14 protein-coding genes are annotated in these 23,606 nt (G+C 72.4%); 9 read left to right on the forward strand and 5 right to left on the reverse strand.

The genetic code is table 11. From position 1 onward, the window contains the following. The first annotated feature begins 363 nt into the window (after window positions 1–363). The 8 genes from Actob_RS36575 (at window position 364) to Actob_RS36610 (ending at window position 16,018) form a co-directional block, all read left to right on the forward strand. Window positions 364–4,950 (forward strand): type I polyketide synthase, encoded by a 4,587-nt coding sequence (locus tag Actob_RS36575; RefSeq protein ID WP_284916527.1) that lies wholly within the window; start codon window positions 364–366, stop codon window positions 4,948–4,950. Window positions 4,951–4,964: 14 nt separating this feature from the next. Next, the gene (locus tag Actob_RS36580) at window positions 4,965–7,187 is read left to right on the forward strand and encodes an MMPL family transporter (protein ID WP_284916528.1); all 2,223 of its coding nucleotides are present in this window, start codon (window positions 4,965–4,967) and stop codon (window positions 7,185–7,187) included. A gap of 161 nt (window positions 7,188–7,348) precedes the next feature. After that, window positions 7,349–8,233, forward strand: a complete 885-nt coding sequence (locus tag Actob_RS36585) for a CDP-alcohol phosphatidyltransferase family protein (protein WP_284916529.1) — start codon at window positions 7,349–7,351, stop codon at window positions 8,231–8,233. A gap of 81 nt (window positions 8,234–8,314) precedes the next feature. Beyond that, a complete protein-coding gene (locus Actob_RS36590) occupies window positions 8,315–9,994 on the forward strand; it encodes an AMP-binding protein (RefSeq protein WP_284916530.1) in 1,680 nt (559 codons plus the stop codon). Between the two features lie 21 nt (window positions 9,995–10,015). Then, window positions 10,016–11,638 (forward strand): glycosyltransferase family 39 protein, encoded by a 1,623-nt coding sequence (locus Actob_RS36595; protein WP_284916531.1) that lies wholly within the window; start codon window positions 10,016–10,018, stop codon window positions 11,636–11,638. Window positions 11,639–11,683: 45 nt separating this feature from the next. Next, window positions 11,684–13,330 carry a GMC oxidoreductase gene (locus Actob_RS36600; RefSeq protein WP_284916532.1) on the forward strand — a complete coding sequence of 549 codons (1,647 nt, stop codon included), beginning with the start codon at window positions 11,684–11,686 and terminating at the stop codon, window positions 13,328–13,330. A gap of 564 nt (window positions 13,331–13,894) precedes the next feature. Next, window positions 13,895–14,242, forward strand: a complete 348-nt coding sequence (locus tag Actob_RS36605) for a histone-like nucleoid-structuring protein Lsr2 (protein ID WP_284916533.1) — start codon at window positions 13,895–13,897, stop codon at window positions 14,240–14,242. A 696-nt stretch (window positions 14,243–14,938) separates the two neighbouring features. After that, window positions 14,939–16,018, forward strand: a complete 1,080-nt coding sequence (locus Actob_RS36610) for an NAD-dependent epimerase/dehydratase family protein (protein WP_284916534.1) — start codon at window positions 14,939–14,941, stop codon at window positions 16,016–16,018. A 20-nt stretch (window positions 16,019–16,038) separates the two neighbouring features. Here the strand turns inward: Actob_RS36610 and Actob_RS36615 are convergent, their stop codons facing one another. Then, window positions 16,039–19,062 carry a putative bifunctional diguanylate cyclase/phosphodiesterase gene (locus Actob_RS36615; protein WP_284916535.1) on the reverse strand — a complete coding sequence of 1,008 codons (3,024 nt, stop codon included), beginning with the start codon at window positions 19,060–19,062 and terminating at the stop codon, window positions 16,039–16,041. An 80-nt stretch (window positions 19,063–19,142) separates the two neighbouring features. Between Actob_RS36615 and Actob_RS36620 the strand changes: the two genes are divergently transcribed. Further along, window positions 19,143–19,772, forward strand: a complete 630-nt coding sequence (locus Actob_RS36620; protein WP_284916536.1) for a class I SAM-dependent methyltransferase — start codon at window positions 19,143–19,145, stop codon at window positions 19,770–19,772. On the opposite strand, the gene Actob_RS36625 is transcribed toward Actob_RS36620, so the two are convergent. The 4 genes from Actob_RS36625 to Actob_RS36640 form a co-directional block, all read right to left on the reverse strand. Then, a complete protein-coding gene (locus tag Actob_RS36625; RefSeq protein ID WP_284916537.1) occupies window positions 19,765–20,481 on the reverse strand; it encodes an HAD family hydrolase in 717 nt (238 codons plus the stop codon). The two genes, Actob_RS36620 and Actob_RS36625, sit on opposite strands and share 8 nt — an antisense overlap. Continuing rightward, a complete protein-coding gene (locus Actob_RS36630; protein WP_284916538.1) occupies window positions 20,478–21,230 on the reverse strand; it encodes an ROK family protein in 753 nt (250 codons plus the stop codon). Before Actob_RS36630 ends, Actob_RS36625 begins: the two co-directional genes overlap by 4 nt. Window positions 21,231–21,287: 57 nt before the next feature. Continuing rightward, window positions 21,288–22,010 carry a dethiobiotin synthase gene (gene bioD, locus Actob_RS36635; protein ID WP_284922451.1) on the reverse strand — a complete coding sequence of 241 codons (723 nt, stop codon included), beginning with the start codon at window positions 22,008–22,010 and terminating at the stop codon, window positions 21,288–21,290. 395 nt (window positions 22,011–22,405) lie between these two features. Beyond that, the gene (locus Actob_RS36640; protein WP_284916539.1) at window positions 22,406–23,542 is read right to left on the reverse strand and encodes an 8-amino-7-oxononanoate synthase; all 1,137 of its coding nucleotides are present in this window, start codon (window positions 23,540–23,542) and stop codon (window positions 22,406–22,408) included. Between the last annotated feature and the right edge of the window lie 64 nt (window positions 23,543–23,606).

Raw genomic sequence — 23,606 nt, forward strand, 5'->3', positions numbered from 1 at the left:
ACCGACACACCAACGGGTGACGCGTGTCCTCCCCGGCCTGCACCGGAACAACGCCCGAAACCGCTGGAGGGGACACGCGGTTAATACTGGCGGGTGATCCCGAGGCAAAGATCACACAGGTGGGGACGGGAGTGCTTTAGCTTTGGCTGTGAAGCTGCGGAAGGTTTGGCGAAAACGCCGTAGCGGCTTCCATGGAAAATCCCCGGCGTGGGTTAGCCTCTGCTCACAAAGCGCATCCCGCCATCGGCCTGTTCCGCGCTTTATTTGGCCGCTCACCGCGGACCTTCAGGCACGCAAGCATGGGGAACTTCATTGGACATTGCCATCGTCGGCCTATCCTGCCGTTTTCCGGGGGCGCGCGACGTGGTCGAGTTCTGGGCGAACTCACTGGCCGCCGCTCATCAATTCCGGCCCGTACCGCCGGGGCGTTGGAATCACGAGACATTCTATTCCACGAATTTCCGTGACACCCATTCCACGTACACCGACCGGGTGGCCTTTCTTGACGAGGTCGAGAAGTTCGCCGCCCTGCACCACCGCATCCCGCCACGGCGTGCCAAAGCCATGGATCCGCAGCACCGGCTGCTCGTCGACCTGGCCCGCGAGGCCGTCCAGGACGCGGGCTGGGAGCGGCGGCCGTTCGACCGGTCGACCACCGGTGTCTTCGTCGGGCTGAGCACCGCCGACTACAAGGACATGACCGGGGCGCGGCTCACCGCGAGCATGCTGGCGGACGGCTCGCTCTCGCCGAACGCCAACGACCCCGAACTGCTGGCCGCCATCGCGGAGGCGGCCAAGGCGGCGATCGACCCGCCGCAGTCGTTCTCGATGGCCGGCTCGCTGCTCAACATGGCCCCGGCCACCGTCAGCGAGTTGCTCGACCTGGGCGGCCCGTCCTTCGCGGTGGACGCCGCCTGCTCGTCGGCGCTGGTCGCCATGCACGAGGCGGTCAACCATCTGCGTACCGGCTCGTGCAGCGCGGCCCTGGTCGGCGGGGTGTTCGTCAACCTCACCCCCAGCGCGCTGGTCGGCTTCTCCCGGGTGGGCGCGCTGTCGCCGGCCGGGGTGTGCCGGCCGTTCGACGCCCGGGCCGACGGCTTCGTCCTCGGCGAGGGCGGCTCGCTCGCCGTGCTGCGGCCGCTGGACGACGCGCTGGAGGCGGGCGACCGCATCTACGCGGTGCTCAACGGCATCGGCACCGCCAACGACGGCAAGGGCGCCGGGCCGATGACGCCGCGGGCGGAGGGCCAGGAGGCGGCCATGCGGGCCGCGTACCGGGACGCGCGGATCGAACCTGGGGCGATCGACTTCCTGGAGGCGCACGGCACCGGCACCACTGTCGGCGACAAGGTGGAGGTCGAGGCGATCCGCCGGCTGCGGGTCAAGTCGGCGGACCGGCCCTGCTACCTCTCGTCCGGCAAGGCGATCATCGGGCACACCCTGCCGGCGGCCGGCGCGGCCGGCGTGCTGCGCACCGCGCTGGCCCTGCACCACCGGACCGTGCCGCCGCAGCCGGCCGTGGCCGCCCACCCGGAGCTGCCGCTGGCCGAGGCGGGACTGGCGATCGCCACCGAGCCGGCGGCCTGGACACCACCGCCCGACGACCGGCGGCGGGCCGCGGTCAGCTCGTTCGGATTCGGCGGGACCAACGTGCACGCGGTGCTCAGCGAGGCCCCCGAGCCGGAGAGCGACGGCGAGGACGCGGACGGGGCGCGGCCCTGGGTGGTGCTGCTGACGGCGGACGGCGGGGAGCTGCTCGCGTCGTACGCGAAGCGGTTGTCGGGTCTGGTGGCGGCCGACCCGGCACTGACCCCCGCGGCGGTCGCCCGCACGATGGCCAGCCGCCGGCTGCTCGGCGCCCGCCTCGCGGTGATGTGCCGGACCCGGACCGAGCTGGCCGACCGGCTCGCCACCGCGGCCCGGGAGCTGGCCGCCGGCGCCACCGGCCGCCTCGCCCCCGGCGTGTACGCGGGCACCGCCCCGCTCACCCCGGAGCAGCGTTCGCTGGCCTTCCTCTACCCCGGGCAGGGTTCGCTGCGCCCCGGCGTGCTGCGTGACCTGGTGGCCCGCTTCCCGGCGCTGGCCGAGCACGTCCGGCCGCTCGCCGACCGGGTCGACGAGCGCACCGGGGCGCCGGTCACCGACCTGCTCTGCGACACGCCCGGTCCGGGCGCCGAGGAGCAGGTCAGCGCGACCCGGATCTGTCAGCCCGGCCTCGGCGTGGCCGGGATCGGGATGACCCAGCTGCTCGCCGAGCTCGGGGTGACCCCGCAGGTGACCCTCGGGCACAGCGTCGGCGAGCTGGCCGCGGCGGTCGCGGCCGGGGCGCTGACCCCGGACGACGGCATCGACTTCCTGATCGAGCGGGGCGCCGCCGTCACCTCGGGCGAGGAGCCGGCACCCGGCACGATGGCCGCGGTGCGGATCGACGCGGCCGGGTTCGAGCAGCTGCGGGTCGGCATCGCGGGGGTCTGGGCGGGCTGTTACAACCACCCGACGCAGATCGTGGCCAGCGGGCACCGGGACGCGGTGGGCCGGCTGGTCGACAGGTGCCGGGCCCGGGACGTGCCGGTGGCGCCGCTGCGCGTCTCGCACGCCTTCCACTCCCCGCTGATGTCCGAGGTCGACACCCGGGTCGCCGCGCACGTGGCCGAGCTGCCGGTACGCAAGCCGATCCGGACGCTGATCTCCAGCGTGGACCCGGCGGCGCCGGCCGATCCGGAGACGTTGCGCGCGCTCTGGAGCCGGCAGGGCTCGGCCCCGGTGCTGTTCCGCGACGCGGTGGACGCGGCGGTGACCGCCGGCGCCAAGATCCTGGTGCAGGTCTCGGCCGGGGACGCCCTGCTGGGCATGGCCGCGCAGACCCCGTCGGCGCGCGGGCTGGACTCGATCGCGCTGATGCCGGCCGAGCCGGACGACGGGTACGCCCTGCTCGAAGGGCTGGGCCGGTTGGCCGTGGCCGGGGTGCCGGTGGATCTCACGCCACTGTTCGAGGGACTCGGGGTGCCGCTGGCCACGCTGCCGCCGTCACCGCTGGCCACGCAGCACTACTCGATCCGGCGTACCGAAAAGAAAGCGGAAGCGGCCCGATTTGTCCGCAAACACGAAATTCCTTCCCCGGCCGTGCGCGAGGCGCAGCCGGCAGCCGTAACCAGGAACGGAGCGCCGATTCCGGTGAATGACGTCATCTCTCTGCTGCGGGAACAGCTCGCGGTCCTGCGCGACATCGGCGCCGAGCCGGCGGGCCCGCTGGACGGGCCCGCGGTCGCCGAGCGGCCCGCCGTCGCCGAGCGGCCCGCGGTCGCGGAGCGGCCGGCGGCCCTGGAAAAGGCTCCCGAGAAGCCGGTGGCCCTGGAGAAGCTCCCGGAGCGGCCGGCACCGGTGCCCGCTCCCCGCCGGACCGAGGACCCGAAGATCTTCAACGAGGTCGCCGCGATGGTCGGCAAGATCAGCGCCTACCCGGCCGACATGGTCCGGCCGGACCAGTCGTTCGGCGCCGACCTGGGCTTCGACTCGATCATGACGGCCGAGCTGATCGCCGCGGCCAAGCGCCGCTGGCCGGACCTCGAGCTGGCACCGGAGCAGGTGTTCGGCATCGCCACGGTGGGCGAGATGGCGCAGCTGCTGGCCGAGGCCCTGGGCGTCGCGGTCGCACCGGCGCCGGTCACCGCCCCGGCCGCCGCGCCGGTGCCGGAGCAGGCGCTCGTCCCGCGGGTGGACGCCAAGCGGGCCGAGGTCGCCGACGTGACGAAGCTCCCCGAGGTCGTCCAGTTCGAGGCGCGCGGCAACATCCTGGAGAAGGTCAAGGTCGCGAACCCGTACTACATCGTGCACGACTCGGTGATCAACGCCCGGACCTCGGTGCAGGGCCGGCAGCTGATCTCCTTCTCCAGCTACAACTACCTGGGCCTGTCCGGCCACCCGATGGTCAACTACGCGGTGAAGGAGGCGGTCGAGCGGTACGGCTCCTCGGTCTCCGCCGCCCGCATCCTCTCCGGCAACCGCGCCCTGCACGACGAGCTGGACCGCGGCCTGGCCGCCCTGGTCGGCGCCGAGGACGCGATCTCGCTGCTCGGCGGCCACTCCACCAACGTCGGGATCATCGGGCACATGGTCGGCCCGGAGGACCTGATCGTGCACGACGCGCTCGCGCACGACAGCATCCTGCAGGGCTGCCGGCTCTCCGGGGCCAACCGGCAGCCGTTCCCGCACCAGGACCTGGCCGCCCTGGACGCGCTGCTCACCCGGATCCGCGACCGGTACCGCCGGGTGCTGATCATCGTGGAGGGCGTCTACAGCATGGACGGCGACATCTGCGACCTGCCGGCCCTGATCGCGCTGAAGAAGAAGCACGGCGCGCTGCTGATGGTCGACGAGGCGCACAGCATCGGCGTGCTCGGCGCCCGCGGCGGCGGGGTCGGCGAGCACTTCGGGGTGGACCGCGGCGACGTGGACATCTGGATGGGCACCCTGTCCAAGTCGCTGGCCAGCTGCGGCGGCTACATCGCCGGCCGGCACGAGCTGATCGAGTACCTGCGGTACACCATGCCCGGCTTCATCTTCAGCGCCGGGATGAGCCCGCCGAACGCCGCCGCCGCGCTCGCCGCCCTGCACATCCTGCGCGAGGAGCCGCAGCGGCTGAAGGTGCTGCACGACCGGGCCGCGACCTTCCTGCGGCTGGCCAAGCAGGCCGGCCTGAACACCGGCCCGAGCGCCGGCACCCCGGTCATCCCGTGCATCACCGGTGACTCGGTGCAGGCGCTGAAGCTGGCCGACACCCTGCTCAAGAACGGGGTCAGCGCCAACCCGATCATGTACCCGGCGGTGAAGGAGAAGCTGGCCCGGCTGCGGTTCTTCGTCACCGCCGAGCACAGCACCGAGGACATCGAGACGACAGTGGACCTGGTGGCCCGGCACCTCGACCCGGCCCGCGTGCCGCAGCCGGCCTGAGAGCGCCACCGGCGATGACCTCTCTGACTACCAAGCCGCCCCGGGCCGGGGAAGACCAGCCGGTCGCCCCCGGCCCGGTGGTCCGGCTCACCACCCGCCGCCCCAAGCTCGTCCTGTTCCTCGCGTTGCTGCTGGCCGGGCTGGCGGTGGCGTTCAGCGGTGACGTGGTGACGGCGTTGAAGACCGGCGGCTTCGACGACCCGGACTCCGATTCGGTACGCGGCCGGCAGGTCCTCTCCGAGCGCTTCCGCACCGCGGACCCGAACCTCGTGGTGCTGATCGGCAAGCCGGGCGGCAGCGTCGACGACCCGGACGTGCGGGCCACCGCGCAGACCGTCACCCAGCGGCTCAGCGCCGCCGACGGCGTGACGGTCGCCGGGTCGTACTGGGCCGACCACCTGCCGCAGCTGGCCAGCCGGGCCGGTGACAAGGGCATGATCCTGGTCCACGTGGACGGGGACGAGGACGGCAGCGCGGACCGCGCCCGCACCCTGCACGACGAACTCGCCGCCGACGGGCCGGTAGCCGTCTCGTTCGGCGGGTTCACGCAGATCAACAACGACATCAACGAGCAGGTGACGAAGGATCTGGCGACCGCCGAGTCGATCGCCATCCCGATCACCCTGGTGCTGTTGCTGCTGGTCTTCGGCACGGTCGGGGCGGCCGGGGCGCCACTGCTGATCGGCATCTTCTCGATCGTCGGCACGCTCGGGGCGCTGCGGCTGCTGGCCGCGATCACCGACGTGTCGGTCTTCTCGGTGAACATGGCGACAGCGCTGGGCCTCGGCCTGGCGGTGGACTACAGCCTGCTCTTCGTCTCCCGGTACCGGGAGGAACGGACCAGGTCCGCGGACCTGGCGGCAGCGCTGGGCGCCACCATGCGGACGGCCGGCCGCACCATCCTGTTCAGCGCCGCGACCGTGGCGGTGGCGCTGTGCAGCCTGCTCGTCTTCCCGCAGTACTTCCTGCGGTCGTTCGCCTTCGCCGGCATCGCCGTGGTGCTCACCACCGTCGGCGCCGCGCTGTTCGTGCTGCCCGCCCTGCTCACCGTGCTCGGGCACCGGATCGACAGGTGGGCGCTGTGGCGGCCCCGTCCCGAGCGTCCCGCGTTCTGGGGCCGGTTCGCCGCGTTCGTGCTGCGCCGCCCGGTGCTCACCGCGGCCCCGGTGATCCTGGTCCTGGTCGTCCTGGCGCTGCCCTTCGGCCACGTGCGGTTCGGCGTGGCCGACGACCGGGTGCTGCCCCGGGAGGCGGAGAGCCGGGTCGTGGCGGACGTCGTCCGGACCGAGTTCGCCGACACCGGCAGCGGCGCCACAGTGGTGGTCGCCGAGCACTGGGGTACCGGGACGGACGCCCGGATCCGGGTCGCCGACTACGCCGCCCGGCTCTCCGAGGTGCCGGGCGTGACCCGGGTGGACAGCATGGTCGGCACCTACCAGCACGGGGTGATCGTGGTCGCCCCCGGGCACCCGGACCCACGCTTCGTGGCCGGCGACGCCACCTGGTTCTCGGTGGTCAGCGAGGTGGAGCCGTACTCCGGTGCGGGCGCCGACCTGGCCCGCGGGATCCGCGCGGTGCCGGTGCCGAGCGAGGTGCCGGTGCTGGTCACCGGCCCGGCCGCGCAGCTGGTGGACATCACCGGCTCGATCGGGTCCCGCCTGCCGATCGCCGCGATCCTGATCGCGGTCAGCACGTTCGTGCTGCTCTTCCTGCTCACCGGCAGCGTGCTGCTGCCGCTGAAGGCGCTGCTGCTGAACACGCTGACGATGGGCGCGGTGTTCGGCGTGGCGGTCTGGGTGTTCCAGGACGGGCACCTGTCGGACCTGCTCGGGCAGACCGGGGCGCCGCTCGCGGTGGCCATCCCGGTGCTGCTGTTCTGCGTGGCGTTCGGCCTCTCCATGGACTACGAGGTGTTCGTGCTGTCCCGGGTGATCGAGCGGCACGAGCAGGGCGCCGACCTGCACACCGCGGTGGTCGAGGGGATGTCCCGCAGTGTCCGGGTGATCAGCGCGGCGGCCGGCATCCTGTCGGTGTCGTTCCTGGCCATGCTCTCGTCCGGGGTGTCGCTGATCCAGTTCTTCGGCCTCTGCGCCAGCCTGGCGATCATCCTAGACGCGCTGCTGGTCCGGCCGGTCCTGGTGCCGGCGTTCATGCGGGCGGCCGGGCGGTGGAACTGGTGGGCGCCGGGCCCGCTGCGGGCCGTGCACACCCGGCTCGGGCTGCGCGAGAACGGCTGATCTTTTGTACCGATTCGGCGGCGCGCGGCGATGGCCGCGCGCCGCCGTACGGGTATCCTGGACCGACAATCGACTACCCGTTCACGCCACTTCGGTGACCCCTGGCCGCAAGCGCGGGGCCACTTGGCGTTTCCACACATTTAGGGTCTAGAGTGCCGCCCGTGAAGGTGACCTTGCAGGAAATCCGGGAGCGCACCTACAAGCCGATCGACGCGTGGTGGACCGTGCTCCTGGTCGACCCGCTGGCATCCCGGCTGGTGCGTATCGTGGCCCCGTACCGGTGGATCACGCCCAACGTGCTGACCTTGATCGCGACCATCATCGGCGCCGGCGCCATGGTCAGTTTCGCACAGGGCGACCAGCAGTGGCTGATCGTCGGCGCCATCCTGTTCCACCTCAGCTTCGTCGTCGACTGCATGGACGGCAAGGTCGCCCGGCTGAACGGGACCGGCACGATCTTCGGCCAGTGGCTGGACTTCGTCCTCGACCGGGTCCGGGTCTTCTTCTGCGCGCTCACCCTGTTCGGCGGGCAGTACGCGCAGCACCACGACGTCAAGTACCTCTGGCTGATGTCCGTCGCGATCTTCCTGGACCTGGTCCGTTACCTGAACGGCAGCCAGGTCGCCAAGGTCCGCCGCGGGATGACCGACAAGCTGGACTCGCTCAAGTTCCCGCTGGAGCTGCACCCGGAGCCGGCCCAAGACATGTCCGAGCCGGGCGACGAGGCCGCCGAGGAGAACCCGGAGCCGGTCGCCGGCGGCCGCCCGGCCTCGCTGAAGAGCCGCGTCGCGGCGTACCTCAAGCGCAACCGGATCCGCACCCACCTGTTCAGCGGCATCGAGTACGAGATGTTCGTCTACATCCTGGCCCCGCTGACCGGCCTGATCTTCCCGATCACCATCTTCTCGGGCGCGGCGATGCTCGCCTTCGAGTTCTTCCTGATCTACAAGCTGTACCGGACCGCCAAGGCGTACCCGGCGAAGCTGGCGGCCGCCCAGCAGAAGTTCGACGCGTACCAGGAGGGCCGCGTCGGCACCACCGTCTGAGCCACTCGTTCCGCACGCGACGCCCCGGCGGTTTTCGCCGGGGCGTTCCGTCGTTCCGGGGCGCGGCGCAGAATGGCAGTCATGGTCGAGAACGAGGCTCACGTCACCTTCCGCCGCGCCCGGGACTTCCTGCTCGACCATCGCGAGGACTACTCGGGCGCCTACGACGGCTTCGCTTGGCCCCGGCTCGACCGGTTCAACTGGGCGCTGGACTGGTTCGACGTGATCGCCGCCGGCAACGACAACCCGGCGCTGTGGATCGTCGAGGAGGACGGCAGCGAGCAGCGGCTCTCCTTCGCCGAGCTGTCCGAGCGCTCCAACCGGGTGGCGAACTGGCTGCGCGAGCAGGGGGTGCGCCGCGGTGACCGGATCGTGGTGATGCTCGGCAACCAGGTCGAGCTCTGGGAGACGGTGCTCGCCGGGATCAAGCTGGGCGCGGTGCTGATCCCGGCCACGCCGCTGCTCGGCCCGGCCGACGCCGCGGCCCGGGTGAGCCGGGGCGGCGCCCGGCACGTGATCGCGACGGCCGCCGCCACCGGCAAGTTCGACCAGGTGGATCCGGCGGTCACCCGGATCGCGGTCGGCTCGGCACCGGGTTGGCTCGATTTCGGTACGGCCTACGCGTCCAGCCCCGGCTTCACCCCGGACGGCGTGACCCGGGCCGGCGACACGCTGCTGCTCTACTTCACCTCGGGGACCACCGCCCAGCCCAAACTGGTCGAGCACACCCACGAGTCGTACCCGGTGGGGCACCTCTCGACGATGTACTGGATCGGCCTGCGCCCCGGCGACGTGCACCTGAACATCTCGTCCCCCGGCTGGGCCAAGCACGCCTGGAGCAACGTCTTCGCCCCGTGGAACGCGCAGGCCTGCGTGTTCATCGTGAACTACGCCCGGTTCGACGCGGGCCGGCTGATGGCCGCGATGCAGCGCTGCGGGGTGACCAGCTTCTGCGCGCCGCCGACCGTGTGGCGGATGCTGATCCAGGCCGACCTGACCGAGCTGAAGACGCCGCCGCGGGTCGCCGTCGGGGCCGGCGAGCCGCTCAACCCTGAGGTGATCGAGCAGGTCGCGGCCGCGTGGGGGGTGACCATCCGGGACGGGTTCGGGCAGACCGAGACGTCGGTGCAGATCGCCAACACGCCGGGCCAGCCGGTCAAGGCCGGCTCGATGGGCCGGCCGGTGCCGGGCTTCCGGATCGCGCTGCTCGATCCGATCACCGGGGCGCGGGCGCGGGAGGGCGAGATCTGCGTGGCGATGGAGCCGCGGCCGGTCGGGCTGATGGTCGGCTACCACGGCGACCCGGAGCTGACCGCCGAGCGGATGGCCGGCGGTTACTACCACACCGGCGACGTGGCGTCGGTCGACGCGGACGGCTACATCACCTACGTGGGGCGTACCGACGACGTGTTCAAGGCCTCCGACTACCGGATCTCGCCGTTCGAGCTGGAGAGCGTGCTGATCGAGCACGAGGCGGTGGTGGAGGCCGCCGTGGTGCCCTCGCCCGACCCGGTGCGGCTCGCGGTGCCGAAGGCGTACGTGCTGCTCGCCGAGGGCTGGCCGGCGGACGAGGCGACCGCGGCGTCGATCTTCGCGCACGCCCGGGAGCACATGCCGCCGTACGCCCGGATCCGCCGCCTGGAGTTCGCCGAGCTGCCCAAGACGATCTCCGGCAAGATCCGGCGGGTCGAGCTGCGCGGCGCCGAGCTGGACAAGCACGCCGATCCGGCGGCCACCCCGCCGGGCGAGTTCACCGGCTGAGCCACCGGATATCTTTGCCGGATGCCGCGACGCCGTCTGTTCTACCTGCTCGCCGTCGTCGCGATGATCGGGCAGATGGCGTTCGCCATGGTCACCACGGCGACCCAGCAGACCCCGACCATCGACGAGCCGGTGTACGTCGCGACCGCCGAGGTCTACGCCCAGCAGCACAGCCTGCGGTACAACCCGGAGCATCCGCCGCTCGGCAAGCTGATCCTGGCCACCGGGCTGGCGTTCGGCGGGGCGCACCGGCTGGACCCGGCGTTCTCCGGGAGTCAGACAGCGCTCGGGCGGCACCTGCTCTACGAGAGCGGGAACAACCCGTTCCGGCTGCTGGTCGCCGCCCGGCTGCCGGTCATCCTGCTCACGTGCCTGTTCGGGCTGGTGGTGCTGGCGTTCGGGCGGGACCTGGCCGGGCCGGTGGGCGGGTTGATCGCGCTCGGGCTCTACACGTTCTCCCCGGACGTGATCGCGCACGGGTCGCTGGCCACCCTCGACGTGCCGGCGGCCGGGCTGCTGCTGACGGCGTGCTGGCTGGTGTGGCGGGGACGGGACCGGCCGTACCGTTATCTCCCCCTGGCCGGGCTGGCCCTGGGCGGGGCGCTGGCCACCAGGGCGAGCGCGCTTCCCGCCGTACCGTTGATCGTCGGGTTGGCGGCCCTGTCCATGTGGCATGCGCGACGGACCCGCCCGCCCCTGCTGCCGACGCCGCTCCGGCGGCGTCTGGTGGCCGGCGCCGGGGCCCTGGTGGTCACCGGGCTGATCGCGGTGGCCGTGGTCTGGGTGGTCTACCTGATCGTGGACCCGCGGCTGCGCTGGACCACCCCGGCCGGGCTGCCGCACCCCGGCGGGCTCAAGGGGCTGGCCGTGGAGTGGTTGCCGGTCCCGCGCGCCTACCGGGACGGGCTGCTGATGCAGTTCCAGTTCGAGCGGCAGACGTTCAACGGTTTCCTGCTCGGACGGCCCTACCGCGGCAACCTCTGGTACTACCTGCCGGCCGCGCTGCTGATCAAGACACCGCTGGGGATGCTGGCGCTCTGGGTGGCCGGGGTGCTGACCATGCTGGTGCTCCCCCGGCTGCGGGCCGCCGCGCTCTACGTGCTGCCGATCTCGGCCGTGCTGCTGCTGGTCGCGATGACCGGCGCCCGTGATTACGGCACCCGGTACGCGATCTTCCTGCCGCTCTTCCTGGCCGTCGCGGCGGGCACGGTGGCGCTGCTCAGGATCCGCTTCGCGGTGCCGGTGGCGGCGCTCCTGGTACTGGTGACGGCGGTCAGCTCACTGCGCACCTTTCCGTACTATCTGCCCTACTCCAACGAGGCGTTCGGCGGTACCGCCAACACCCACCGCAACCTGCACGACTCGAACGTCGACTGGGGACAGGACCTGGCGCGGCTGTCCCGGAAGCTGAGAACCGACTACCCGGGTCAGCCGGTCTGGCTGATCTACAAGGGCAGTGGCGTGCCGGCCTACTACGGGATCACCGCGGCCGATCCGTACTCGGTGCCGTTCGACCGGGTGCACGGCATCCTGGTGGTGTCCGACTCCCGGGTCGCGCTGGCCTCGCCCAAGCTGAAACAGCTTCTCGACACCAGCACACCAATCGACCAAGTCGGATATTCCATGACGATTTACAAGCGATAAAATTCGGGTCTGGTGGTTACCGGCCGGTAATGCTTAGGTGATGCGATGACGGATTACGACATCGTGATCGTGGGCAGCGGCTTCGGCGGCAGCGTCAGCGCATTGCGGCTGGCGGAGAAGGGTTACCGGGTCGGTGTGCTGGAAGCCGGCCGCCGGTTCACCCCGGACACCCTGCCCAAGACGTCATGGGACCTGAAGAACTTCCTCTGGGCGCCGAAACTCGGGCTGCGCGGCATCCAGCGGATCACCCTGCTCAAGGACATCATGGTGCTGTCCGCGGCCGGGGTCGGCGGCGGCTCGCTGGTCTACGCCAACACGCTCTACCAGCCGCCCGCCCCGTTCTTCGCCGACCCGCACTGGTCCGGCATCACCGACTGGGCCGAGGAGCTGGAGCCGCACTACGACCAGGCGTCCCGGATGCTCGGCGTGACCGAGCAGCCCACCATGACCCCGTCCGACGTGGTGATCAAGCAGGTCGCCGAGGACATGGGCGTCGGGCACACGTTCCGCAGGACCCCGGTCGGCGTCTTCTTCGGCGAGCCGGGCAAGACCGTGCCGGACCCGTACTTCGGTGGCGCCGGACCGGACCGCACCGGCTGCGTCGAGTGCGGCAACTGCATGATCGGCTGCACGGTCGGCGCGAAGAACCGGCTCGACGTCAACTATCTCTACCTCGCCGAACGCCAGGGCGCGACGATCCACCCGGACACCGAGGTCACCGCCATCCGGCCGGACGGCGACCGCTGGCGGGTGGTCACCCGCAACGGCACGTTCACCGCCGGCCAGGTGATCCTCTCGGCCGGGGCGCTGGGCACCCAGCGGCTGCTGCACGCCATGCGCGACACCGGGGTACTCCCCCGGCTCTCCCGCCGGATCGGCGCACTGACCAGGACGAACTCCGAGGCGCTGCTCGGCGCGGAGACCAAGCGGGTGCCGGCCGAGCCGTTCAGCAAGGGCGTGGCGATCACCTCGTCGTTCCACCCGGACGCCAACACCCACATCGAGCCGGTCCGCTACGGGCCGGGCAGCAACGCGATGGGGCTGCTCTCCACGCTGCTGGTCGACGGCGGCGGCCGGGTGCCGCGCCCGCTCAAGTTCCTCTGGGAGTGCCTGCGGCACCCGATGGTCCTGGCGTACTCGATGTCGGTGCGCCGGTGGAGCGAACGGACCATCATCGCGCTGGTCATGCAGACCCTGGACAACTCGCTGACGGTACGGCGCACCAAGCGCGGGCGGCTCACCACCAGCCCCGGGCACGGCGACCCCAACCCCACCTGGATCCCGGTCGGGCACGAGGCGGTCCGGCGGATCGCGGACCGGATCGACGGCTTCCCGGGCGGCACGGTCGGCGACATCGCCAACATCCCGATGACCGCGCACATCCTGGGCGGGGCGACGATCGGGGCGACACCCGAGGACGGCGTGATCGACCCGTACCACCGGGTCTTCGGCTACCCGGGACTGCATGTGGTGGACGGCTCGGCGGTACCGGCGAACCTCGGCGTGAACCCGTCGCTGACCATCACGGCGATGGCCGAACGAGCCATGTCGCTGTGGCCGAACAAGGGCTCCGCCGACACCCGGCCACCGCTCGGGTCGGCATACCAGCGGGTCGAGGCGATCGCGCCGCAGTCGCCGGCGGTACCGGCCCACGCCCCGGCGGTGCTGCGGATCCGGTCCTCCCGCAACTGATCCCCGGGGCGGACGCTCACCGGGAAGACGGCGGGAACGGCACCGTGAACCGGCCGCACCGCCGACCGTCCGTCGCACCCCGCTGATCACCGCTGCGGCCCACCCCGGCATCTCCAGCGTCCCCGCCCGCAGCCAAGACGCCCGCTCGAAGGCCGCGGGCGGGACGGGGCTACACCTGGACCAGCGCTCGCCGGCGATACCACGGCCGGGCCGGAAGTGGACGAACCGCCCCGGCACCGGAGAGTCGGCGACGAGGCGGCTCGGGTCAACGGGGGGCGGACAGCCTCGGACATCAAGCCCCATGATGCCCTGGGAGCGCTCCCAGCTGCGACGTTACCGTACATTCACGAGTTCGAAAAGAGTCTCCGGGCAGCCATTACCGCCCGGGGCGACCACCCTCCGCTTCCGGGTGGATGCGCAGAGGAATTGCGACATGCCAAGGGGAGCAATTTGCAATAGCTACCGGTGGCGCGACACAATAATGCGACGACGACTAATCGCGGCACCCCCATCGCTCGCGTACAGCCGTCACCCGAATGACATCGCTGTAGGAGCGAACACAACATGGCCAAGCAGATAATTACCCTTCTGACCGACGACCTCGACGGCGGGGAGGCCGACCGCACTGTCGAATTCGGACTCGACGGCGTGAACTACACGATCGACCTGTCCGAGAAGAACGCCGGCAAGCTGCGCAAGGCTCTGGAGCCGTTCCTCTCCGCCGCCACCCGGCTGGGTCGTTCCGGGGTCACTCCGACGGTTGCCCGGCGGGCCGCGCCGGCCGCCTCCAGCCGGACCAGCCGTGACCAGAATCAGGCCATTCGCGAGTGGGCGAACAAGAACGGATACTCGGTTTCCGAGCGAGGCCGGATCCCGAGCAACGTCGTCGAGGCGTACCACGCCAAGCGCTGATTGACCGCATGCCGGGAAAACGGCGCCACCGGGTCACTCCGGTGGCGCCGTTTTCTTCGGTGAGCGCGGGTCACGGCCGCGCCGGCGCCTCGTCGGCGCAGGTCAGCGCGCTGCCGGTGGTGCCGATTCCGCCGGTTGGTGCGGGCCGGTGACCGCCGGACGGGGTCCGGGCGGTGCGGTTACCGGGTTGATCGCGGTCAATCCGCGACGTGCGCCGCCCACCGATCGGGACAACACGGGCCGGTAACGAAAGAACAGCCGGACCGCCGGCCCGGGACGATCCGGTGCGGATCGGGGACGAGCCACGACCGGATCGGCGACGGGACCGGATGATCAGCGGAATCGGCCGGCCGGATCGGCATCGACGGAACTCATTCGTGGCATTTCGAGCATCACCAAAGCAGCGGTCGCTCCCCTGTCCGGGCAACAGATTTCGGTAGAACGGTGCCGTACCGGCGCCTCCGGAAAGCGGCGGAACGACAATTGGCGTCGGGCCGGTACCGGGTCGGCCCGTCGTTGCGGCGAGCACGTCCGCCCGGCCGGAAACGCCGGGGCCGGGAAGGAACACCGGACCAGGCGAAACACCGGGCGCGCGGAAACGCCGGGTGGCCCGGAAACCGCTGCCGCAAAATCGGGGCCGCCCGAATAGTTCCGGGAATCTGATTCGATCGCGTGCCGCGGGGTACGCCATGCGACATGCGTGTCGTCATCGTGGGCGCGACCGGTAACGCCGGCACCGCGCTGCTGCGCCGTCTCCGTACCGAACCGGACGTCGAGGCGATCGGCATCGCCCGGCGCACCCCGCGGGACAGCGGCCCGTACGCCGACATGGAGTGGCACTCGGTCGACGTGGGCCGGGACGACTCCCTGGACCGGCTCAGCCAGATCTTCGACGGCACCGACGCCGTGGTGAACCTGGCCTGGCAGATCCAGCCCAGCCACGACGCCCGGCGGCTCTACCGGACCAACGTGCTGGGCAGTCGCACGGTGTTCCGGGCGGCGCTGCGGGCCGGGGTGTCCACGCTGGTGCACGCCTCGTCGGTCGGGGTGTACGCGCCCGGCCCGAAATGGGCGTACGTGAAGGAGACCTGGCTGCGCACCGGCGTACCGGAGTCGTCCTACAGCCGGCACAAGGCGCTGGTCGAGCGGATGCTCGACGAGATCGAGTCGGACCACCCGACGCTGCGGGTGGTGCGGCTGCGCCCGGGGCTGATCTTCCAGCGGGACGCCGGCACCGAGATCGGCCGGTACTTCGCCGGGCCGCTGGTGCCGGCCCGGCTGCTGCGGTTCGGCTGGGTGCCGGTGCTGCCGGCGAACCCGGGGCTGCGGCTGCAGGCGGTGCACGCGGACGACGTGGCGGACGCCTACCTGCGGGTGCTGCGCGCCGACGTGCGGGGCGCGTTCAACATCGCGGCCGGCCCGGTGCTCGATCCACCGGTGCTGGCCAAGGCGTTCCACGGGGTGCCGGTGCCGGTGCCCGGGTTCGCCCTGGAGGGTGCCGCCGCGCTGAGCTGGTGGCTGCGGCTGCAACCGGTCGACCGGGGCTGGGTGAAGCTGGCCCTGAAGGCGCCGCTGATGTGCTGCGACCGGGCCGCCGAGGAGCTCGGCTGGGCGCCGGCGATGGACGCGGTGGGCGCGCTGCACGAGGTGGTGGCCGGGTTGGCGGAACGGGCCGGCCGGCCGGAGAGCCCGCCGCTGAACGCGGGTGGGAGCCAGCCGGGACGACTCGGCGGGCTGTTGCGCGGGCGGTTGCCGGGGACGGGCGACCCGTACTGAAAAGCGGTCCGGAAAGGTCTTCAGGCGGCGATCTCGGAACGGGTCATCCAGGCCAGCACCTCCGTCGGGCCCAGCGGACTGGAGAACAGGAAGCCCTGCCCCAGCGGGCATCCGAGCTGGACCAGCAGGTCCCGGTGCGCCTCGTCCTCGATCCCCTCGGCGACCACCGTGAGATCGAGGTTGCGTGCCAGGCTGACGATGCCGCTGACCAGGGCGAGCGGCTGAGGGCTGGTCACCATGTCGTCGATGAAGGTCTTGTCGATCTTCACGACGTCGATCGGGCGCTGGCGCAGGTAGCCGAGCGAGGAGTACCCGGTGCCGAAGTCGTCGATGGCGATCCGGACGCCCATCTCGCGCAGCGTGCTCAGGTCGGCCCAGATCCGCTGCTCGTCGTCCTTCATCAGCAGCGTCTCGGTGATCTCCAGCATCAGCGACCGGGCCGGCACCCCGGTGTGCTGCAGCGCGTTGCGCACCTGGTCGACGAAGCCGGCCTCGCGGAACTGCCGGACCGAGACGTTCACCGTGACGTAGGGCGCCTGGCCGGGCGGCAGCACCCGGCGCCACTCGGAGACCGTGCGCAGCGCCTCCTCCAGGACCCAGCGGCCCATCGGCACGATCAGGCCGCTCTCCTCGGCGACCTCGATGAACTGGTCCGGGGTGATCACGCCGCGGGCCGGGTGGTGCCAGCGGACCAGCGCCTCGAAGCCGGCCGCGCGGCCGGACACCAGGTCCACGATCGGCTGGTAGTGCAGCAGGAAGTGCCCCTCGTTGACCGCGTGGTCGAGCGCCGAGCGCAGCTCCAGCCGCTCCACCATCTCGTCGTGCAGGTGCCGCTGGTAGCGCCGCCACTGGTTCTTGCCGGCGCCCTTGGCCACGTAGAGCGCCAGGTCGGCCTGGCGCAGCAGCTCGTCGGCGGCGCTCGCCTCCAGGGTGGTGGTGATGCCGATGCTGGCCACCGCGTGCAACGGCTTGGCGTCGGTGACGATCGGGGCGGCCAGCGCGGCCAGGATCCGGTTCGCGGTCTCCTCCACCGCGCCCGGGTCGTTGACGTTCTCCACCAGTGCGGCGAACTCGTCGCCGCCGAGCCGGGCCGCGGTGTCGTCGGCGCGCAGCGCGCCGGCGATCCGGTGGGCCACCGCGATCAGCAACTGGTCGCCGACCGCGTGACCGAGCGTGTCGTTGACGATCTTGAAGTCGTCCAGGTCGATGAAGAGCACGCCGACCACCGAGCCGTCCCGGGCGCCGCGGGCCAGGGCGTGCTTGAGCCGGTCGTGGAAGAGCACCCGGTTGGCCAGGCCGGTCATCGCGTCGTGGAACGCCTGATGGGTCAGCTCGCGTTCCAGCTGCCGCTGCTCGGTGACGTCCCGCATGGTGACCACCAGGCCGGCCACGCTGGCGTCGCCGCGCAGGTCCCGGCAGTGCATCTCCAGCAACACCTCGGTACGCCCGGCGCCGATCGCCCGGAAGTCCAGCTGCCGCATCTCCTCGCCGCCGCGGACCCCGGCGAGGGCCTCGGCCAGCCGGCTCTCGTCGCCGGGGTGGATCACGTCGGGCAGCCGGTAGCCGGTCGGGTCGGCGCCGAAGACGCCGAGCGCGGACGGGCTGGCGTACCGGATCCGGTCGTGCTCGTCGAGGATGGTGATCACGTCGGCGGTGTTCAGGATCAGCGTCCGGAAGTACGCCTCGCTGTTGCGCTGGGTCACCTCGTGGCTGAGCGCGATCCGCTCCAGCGCGAGGGCCACCTGCCCGGCCAGCACCTCCACCGAGCGTCGCAGCTCGCGCAGCGCCCAGGTGGGCGCGCCCACGTGCAGCACCCCGACCAGCGGATCGCCCGTCGGCCGGTCCTGGAGCACCATCGGGCAGCGCAGCGTCTCGGCGTACTGGGTGAGCCGGACCGCTACCGCCCAGTCCACGTCCCGGGTCTGCACCAGCCGGGCCGCGGTGCCGGTGGCCCGGTCGACCGCGGCCTGCGCGGCGGCCTCCGGCGACAGCGGCTCGGACTGGGTGATGCTGATCGCCAGCACCACACCGTGCGGCACGTCGCCGGGCAGCAGCTGGGCCACCGCGGTGCGGACCGCCAGCCCGACCGCCTCGGCGTCGGCCGCCGAGACCAGCGCCGCCGACGCCTCGCGCAGCGCGCGTTCCCGGGCCAGCGCCTGCCGGTGGCTGGTCATGATCCCGGCCATCCGGGCCAGCACCAGCATCAACATCAGCAGGCTGAGCACGGCCACCAGGAACAGCCCGGCCACCTGACCGTCCTGGAACATCCGGACCATCAGCACGGTCGGCGCGGCCAGGGCGGCGACCGCGAGCAGCGCGAGCCGGCCCCGGCCGGTCTCCGCGGCCGGCGCCACCGACGCCCGGGTCAGCTCGGCCATCGACGGGATCAGCGCGGCCATCCCGGCGGTGGCGTAGAGGGCGAGCTGCCCGTACGCCGAGGCCCGGAACACGTCGGCGATCAGCATCGCGCCGGTGCCCGCCCCCAGCCAGTACCCGGAGGCGACCAGCCGGCCGGGCACCGTGGCCAGCCGGATCAGCAGGCCCAGACAGAGCAGGTCGGCGACCGGCAGCAGCTGTTCCAGCCCGTTCACCGACGAGTCGGACATCCGCGGGCCGATCACGAACGTCCAGACCAGCAGCGCCACCCCGGAGGTGACGATGGCCGCGTCGAGCAGGCCCGGCACGTCCCGGACCGAGCCGGTGCGGCGCCAGATGAAGCCGGCCAGCGCGACCGCCAGCACCGGATAGGAGCAGAGCAGCAGGGCGGTGCCCAGCCCCTCCAGCCAGAGCAGCCAGTTGGTGATGAAGGCGGGCGCGTTGCCGATCGCGGCGCCCAGCCCGGACAGCCCGGTCGCGCCGGCCAGCAGCCACCAGGGCATCCGGTCGTCCGGCTGGCTGCGGTACGTGCCGACCAGCACGCCGATCAGCGCGGACAGGCCGCCGGCCAGGATCAGCCAGCCGTGCAGGGCGGGTTCCAGGGAGTAGAGGACGCCGAGTACCACGATCCAGGCGCCGAAAAGGGCCGCCGGCCACCGCGTCGGCATCCCGTTTCCCTCCCGCCCTCTCGTCATCTCCTTCTTCGGCTACCGGATCACGGTTCTGAGGGAAAGGGCACAATCGTCGGGTGCTACTCGATTTCGTACGCGCCCACACCGTCCTGGCGCCGGTTCCGTTCGTCCCGGAGATCAACCTCCGGCAGGCCGAGGAGCCGATCGCGCTCTGGGAGGCCACCGAGGCGGGCGGCGCCGAGCAGCCGCCGCCGTTCTGGGCGTTCGCCTGGGCCGGTGGGCAGGCCCTCGCCCGGCACATCCTGGACGAGCCGGAGCTGGTCGCCGGGCGCAGCGTGCTGGACCTGGCCACCGGTTCCGGGCTGGTCGCCGTCGCGGCGGCGAAGGCCGGGGCCCGGCCGGTGGTGGCCAACGACATCGACCCGCTGTCCCTGGCCGCCGCCGCGGCCAACGCCGCCGACAACCGGGTGGAGGTGGCCACCGTCGAAGCCGACCTGCTGGACACCGACGACCGGTACGGCGTGATCCTCGCCGGCGACGTGTTCTACAGCCGGGAGATGGCCGGGCGGGTGCTGCCGTACCTGCGGCGGGCCGCCGGCCGTGGCTCGCTGGTGCTGGTCGGCGACCCGGGCCGGGCGTACCTGCCGGAGGGGCTGGTGCGCCGGGCGACGTACGACGTGCCGGTCACCGAGGCGCTGGAGAGCTGCACGATCCGGCGTACGTCGGTGTGGCAGGTGGTCAGCTGAGCAGCGCGGCCAGGGCGTGCCCGTCCTCGACGAGCACGTCCGGCTCCGGGCTGCCCGGCGGGTCGGCGCGGCCGGACGGCATCAGGATGGCCCGGCCCACGTCGGCGCGGCGCGCGCAGGCGACGTCCCGCCGCCGGCTGTCGCCGACGAACCAGCAGCCGGCCGGGTCCACGCCGAGCGCGTCGGTGGCGTGCCAGATCATCTGCGGGTTCGGTTTCCGGACGCCCGCCTCGTCGCTGTAGACCTGCGTGCCGAAGTAGTGGCTCACCCCGACCTTGGCCAGATAGTCCCGGTGCGCGGCGCCGCTGAGCGTGTTGCTGACCACGGCCATCGGGACACCCGCCGCGGCGTAGGCGGCCAGCGCCTGCGGAATACCGGGGCGCAGCGCCCAGTCGTCGCGCCGGGCCCAGTCGTAGCTGAGCCTGGTCACCGCGCCGCGGACCGGCACCGCCGCGGCCGGCGGCCAGTCCTTGATCACGAAACGCTCCCAGACCTGCGCCTGGGGCAGCTCGTCCGGATGGTCCTCGTCCCGCCAGCGGGCGTAGGCCGCGGCGCCGTCGGTGAGCGCCCGCTGGATCCGCCCGGGCTGCAGCGCGCCCCCGGTCAGGTTGTAGATCCGCAGGACCAGCTCGGGCGGCGCGGCCCGGAACGGCCCGGTCGAGTCGGCGAGCACCCCGCCGAAATCGAGCAGCAGGGCCTGCGGTCTCATCGCTGGCCCAGCGTCCACGCGCGCACGCCCCCGACGATCCCCGCCGTGTTCGGTACCACCACCACGTCGTCGCCCATCCGGGCCAGCTGGGCCGGGGTGATCAACCGGGAGTTGCCGCCGCCCAGGTACACCCGGTCCCAGAGGAAGACCGGCCGGAGCCCCTCGATCACGTTGCGCACCCGGCGGGACCAGAGCGCGTCACCGAGCCGGCGGCGCTCGTGCTCGCCGATGTAGGTGTCGTAGGACATCCCCCAGCGCACCGGCGCCTGCGACATCTCCAGGTGCGGGGCCAGCTCGCCGCCGTCGAAGAGCGCGCAGCCCAGCCCGGTCCCCAGGGTCAGCACCAGCTCGCAGCCGGTGCCGGCGACCACCCCGGCGCCGTGCACCTCGGCGTCGTTGAGCACCAGCGTGGGCAGCCCGAACGCCTCGGCCAGCGCGGTCCGGGCGTCGAACCCGCGCCACGCCTCGACCAGCTCCGGATCCACCCTGGTCCGCGGGCCGCTCCGGGTCACGTAGTGCGGGGTCGCCACCACCACGCCGTGCCGGATCATCCCGGGCATGCCGACGGTGACCCGGTCCGCGTTCGGCAGCTGGGTGCCCAGATCGACGAGCGTCTTGACGAACAGGTCGGGCGGCAACGGGTACGGCGTGGGCACCCGGATCGGATGAGCGCGCATCGTGCCCGCGTCATCCAGCACGGATCCCTTGATCCCGCCGCCGCCACAGTCGATCGTCAGGGTGAAAGTCACGCCGCCAGTTTGCATGTCGACCACCTCCCGGCACCGCAATTGTGCCGGGACACACGGCTATCCCGCTTCTTCCGCCCAGACGCGCCAGTTGTCCAGAACGCCGTGCAGGGCCGGGGTCAGCCAGCCGGGCGCGGAACGACGGAAGACGCCGGGATCCATCGATCCGGCGCCGGCCGGCAGCGCGCCGACCAGATGCGGGACCAGCTCGCTGAGGTTGGCCCAGTGGACCAGCTCGGGATCGGCCGGCCAGGCGCCGAGGATCACCTTGGCCGGGACGCCACGCCGGCTCAGCGCCTCCAGGGTGAGCGCGGTGTGGTTCAGCGTGCCGAGACCGGCCCGGGCCACCACCAGCACGCTCGCCCCCAGGGTGGTGGCCAGGTCGGCGAACGTCCACGGCTCGCCGGACGGGCGCAGGCCCATCGGGACCAGCAACCCGCCGGCACCCTCGACCAGCACCAGGTCGTGCTTGTCGGCCTCGGCCCGGATCGCGTCGACCACCTCGTAGAGCTCCAGCGGCGGCAGCTCGGCGACCTTGGCGGCGGCCAGCGGGGCGAGCGGCTCCGGGTACTCCGCCAGGGTCCGCACGGTGTCCGGGCCGGCCAGGCGGGTGACCACCTCGGCGTCGGTCGGGTCGCCGGTGACGGTGCCGGTCTGGCCCGGCTTGACGACGGCGACCCGCAGGCCGGCCGCCTGCGCGGCGGCCGCGACCGCCGCGGTGGTGATGGTCTTGCCGACCTCGGTGTCGGTGCCGGTGATCAGGACGATCCCGTGCCACTCGATCGGGTCGGCGGCGCGGCGCGGCTGCGCCCCGGGCGCCTCGCCGGCTCCGGCCCGCGGCGTCGTCGTCTCCTCCGCCCGCGGCGAGGTCGTCCCCGCCGCCCGCGGCGTCGCGGGGTCGTCCGCCTGCGGCGTCGCATCGGGCCCGGCGGTGGCCGGGGTCGGCTCCTCGGCTGCCGGCTCGGTCATGTCATGTGACGGTACGCCCCCCGCGGCGTCCCCGGCTGGCTCCGGAGTGTGGTGCCCACCCCCGTGTGCGTGCAGCGGGTCGGCGGCCGGGCCGGGCACCCGGGCCGGCCGCGGGCCGGCGGGCAGCCCGTGCCCCCCGCTGCGCCAGCCGCGCGGCAGCGGGGTGACCGCGACGCCCGGGTAGGCGGCGGTCCGGAGAGAGTCGGCGTTCATGGTGCGCACTCCACGATCACATCCACGGCCCGGGCGAAGTCCGCCTCGGGCACACCCGCGTTGACGGTCAGCCGCAGCCGCGAGCTCCCGTCCGGGGTCGAGGGCGGCCGGAAACAGCCGACCGCCACCCCACGATCCCGGCAGTCCTCGGCCCAGCCGACCGCTGCCTCCGGGCCCGGAGCGGGCACCGAGAGGACCCCGGCGGCCGGGTCGGCCACCGGGAAGCCGGCAGCGCGCAACCGGCCCGCGATCCGGGCACCACGCTCGAACAGCGTGGCGCGCCGATCGCCGGCGGACCGGGCCAGCCCGATCGCGGCGTGCACGCCGGCCACCACGGCCGGCGGCGGGGCGGTGTCGTAGATGAAAGTGCGGCCGGTGTCGACCAGGTGACGGATCACCGGCTCGGCGCCGGCGATCACCCCACCCGCGCCACCCAACGACTTGGAGAGCGTGGCGGTGACGATGACGTCCGGCTGACCGGCCAGGCCGGCCGCCACCACGCCGCCACCGCCAGTCGGGCCGAGCAGGCCGAGCGCGTGCGCGTCGTCGACGATCAGCAGGGCGCCGCGGGCCGAGGTGACCGCGTGCAGCTCGGCGAGCGGGGCCAGGTCGCCGTCGACCGAGAAGACCGACTCGGTGACCACCGCCGCGGTCCGGCCGGGATGGGCGTCGAGGATGGCGGCGACGGCGGCCGGATCGTTGTGCGGCGCGACGGTCACCGGCAGCCCGGAGAGCTTGCAGCCGTCGATCAGCGAGGCGTGGTTGAACGCGTCGGACACCACCAGGTCGCAGACCGTGGCGGCAAGCCGGACGACGGCCAGGTTCGCCAAGTAGCCCGAGGAGAAGACCAGCGCGCCGGCCGTGCCCAGCCAGTCGGCCAGCTCACTCTCCAGGGCGGCGTGCGCGTCGGTGCTGCCGCGCACCAGGCGGGATCCGGTGGCGCCCAGACCGTACCGGTCAAGTGCCCGCCGGGCCGCGTCGACCACCGCGACGTGGCCGGCCAGCCCCAGGTAATCGTTTCCGGCCAGGTCGACGACCTGGTCGTCGGCCGGCCGCGGCCGCAGCTGACGGGTCAGCCCCGCCTTGGCCCGCTCGCGGGCCAGGCGATCGAGCGACACCAACCAGTCCGCCAAAACGCCCCCAGAGATCACGAGAACCGGAAACTACCACCCACCTCCGACAGTCCCCGCCGGGAAG

It is taken from the genome of Actinoplanes oblitus (assembly GCF_030252345.1).
GTDB classification, from domain to species: domain Bacteria; phylum Actinomycetota; class Actinomycetes; order Mycobacteriales; family Micromonosporaceae; genus Actinoplanes; species Actinoplanes oblitus.

Bases quoted from the DNA above. Each gene is read 5' to 3' on its own strand.
- Actob_RS36595 (WP_284916531.1), top strand. From the start codon at position 10,016: ATGCCGCGACGCCGTCTGTTCTACCTGCTCGCCGTCGTCGCGATGATC.
- Actob_RS36615 (WP_284916535.1), bottom strand. From the start codon at position 19,062: ATGCCGACGCGGTGGCCGGCGGCCCTTTTCGGCGCCTGGATCGTGGTA.
- Actob_RS36605 (WP_284916533.1), top strand. From the start codon at position 13,895: ATGGCCAAGCAGATAATTACCCTTCTGACCGACGACCTCGACGGCGGG.
- Actob_RS36590 (WP_284916530.1), top strand. From the start codon at position 8,315: ATGGTCGAGAACGAGGCTCACGTCACCTTCCGCCGCGCCCGGGACTTC.
- Actob_RS36625 (WP_284916537.1), bottom strand. From the start codon at position 20,481: ATGAGACCGCAGGCCCTGCTGCTCGATTTCGGCGGGGTGCTCGCCGAC.
- Actob_RS36610 (WP_284916534.1), top strand. From the start codon at position 14,939: ATGCGTGTCGTCATCGTGGGCGCGACCGGTAACGCCGGCACCGCGCTG.
- Actob_RS36600 (WP_284916532.1), top strand. From the start codon at position 11,684: ATGACGGATTACGACATCGTGATCGTGGGCAGCGGCTTCGGCGGCAGC.
- Actob_RS36580 (WP_284916528.1), top strand. From the start codon at position 4,965: ATGACCTCTCTGACTACCAAGCCGCCCCGGGCCGGGGAAGACCAGCCG.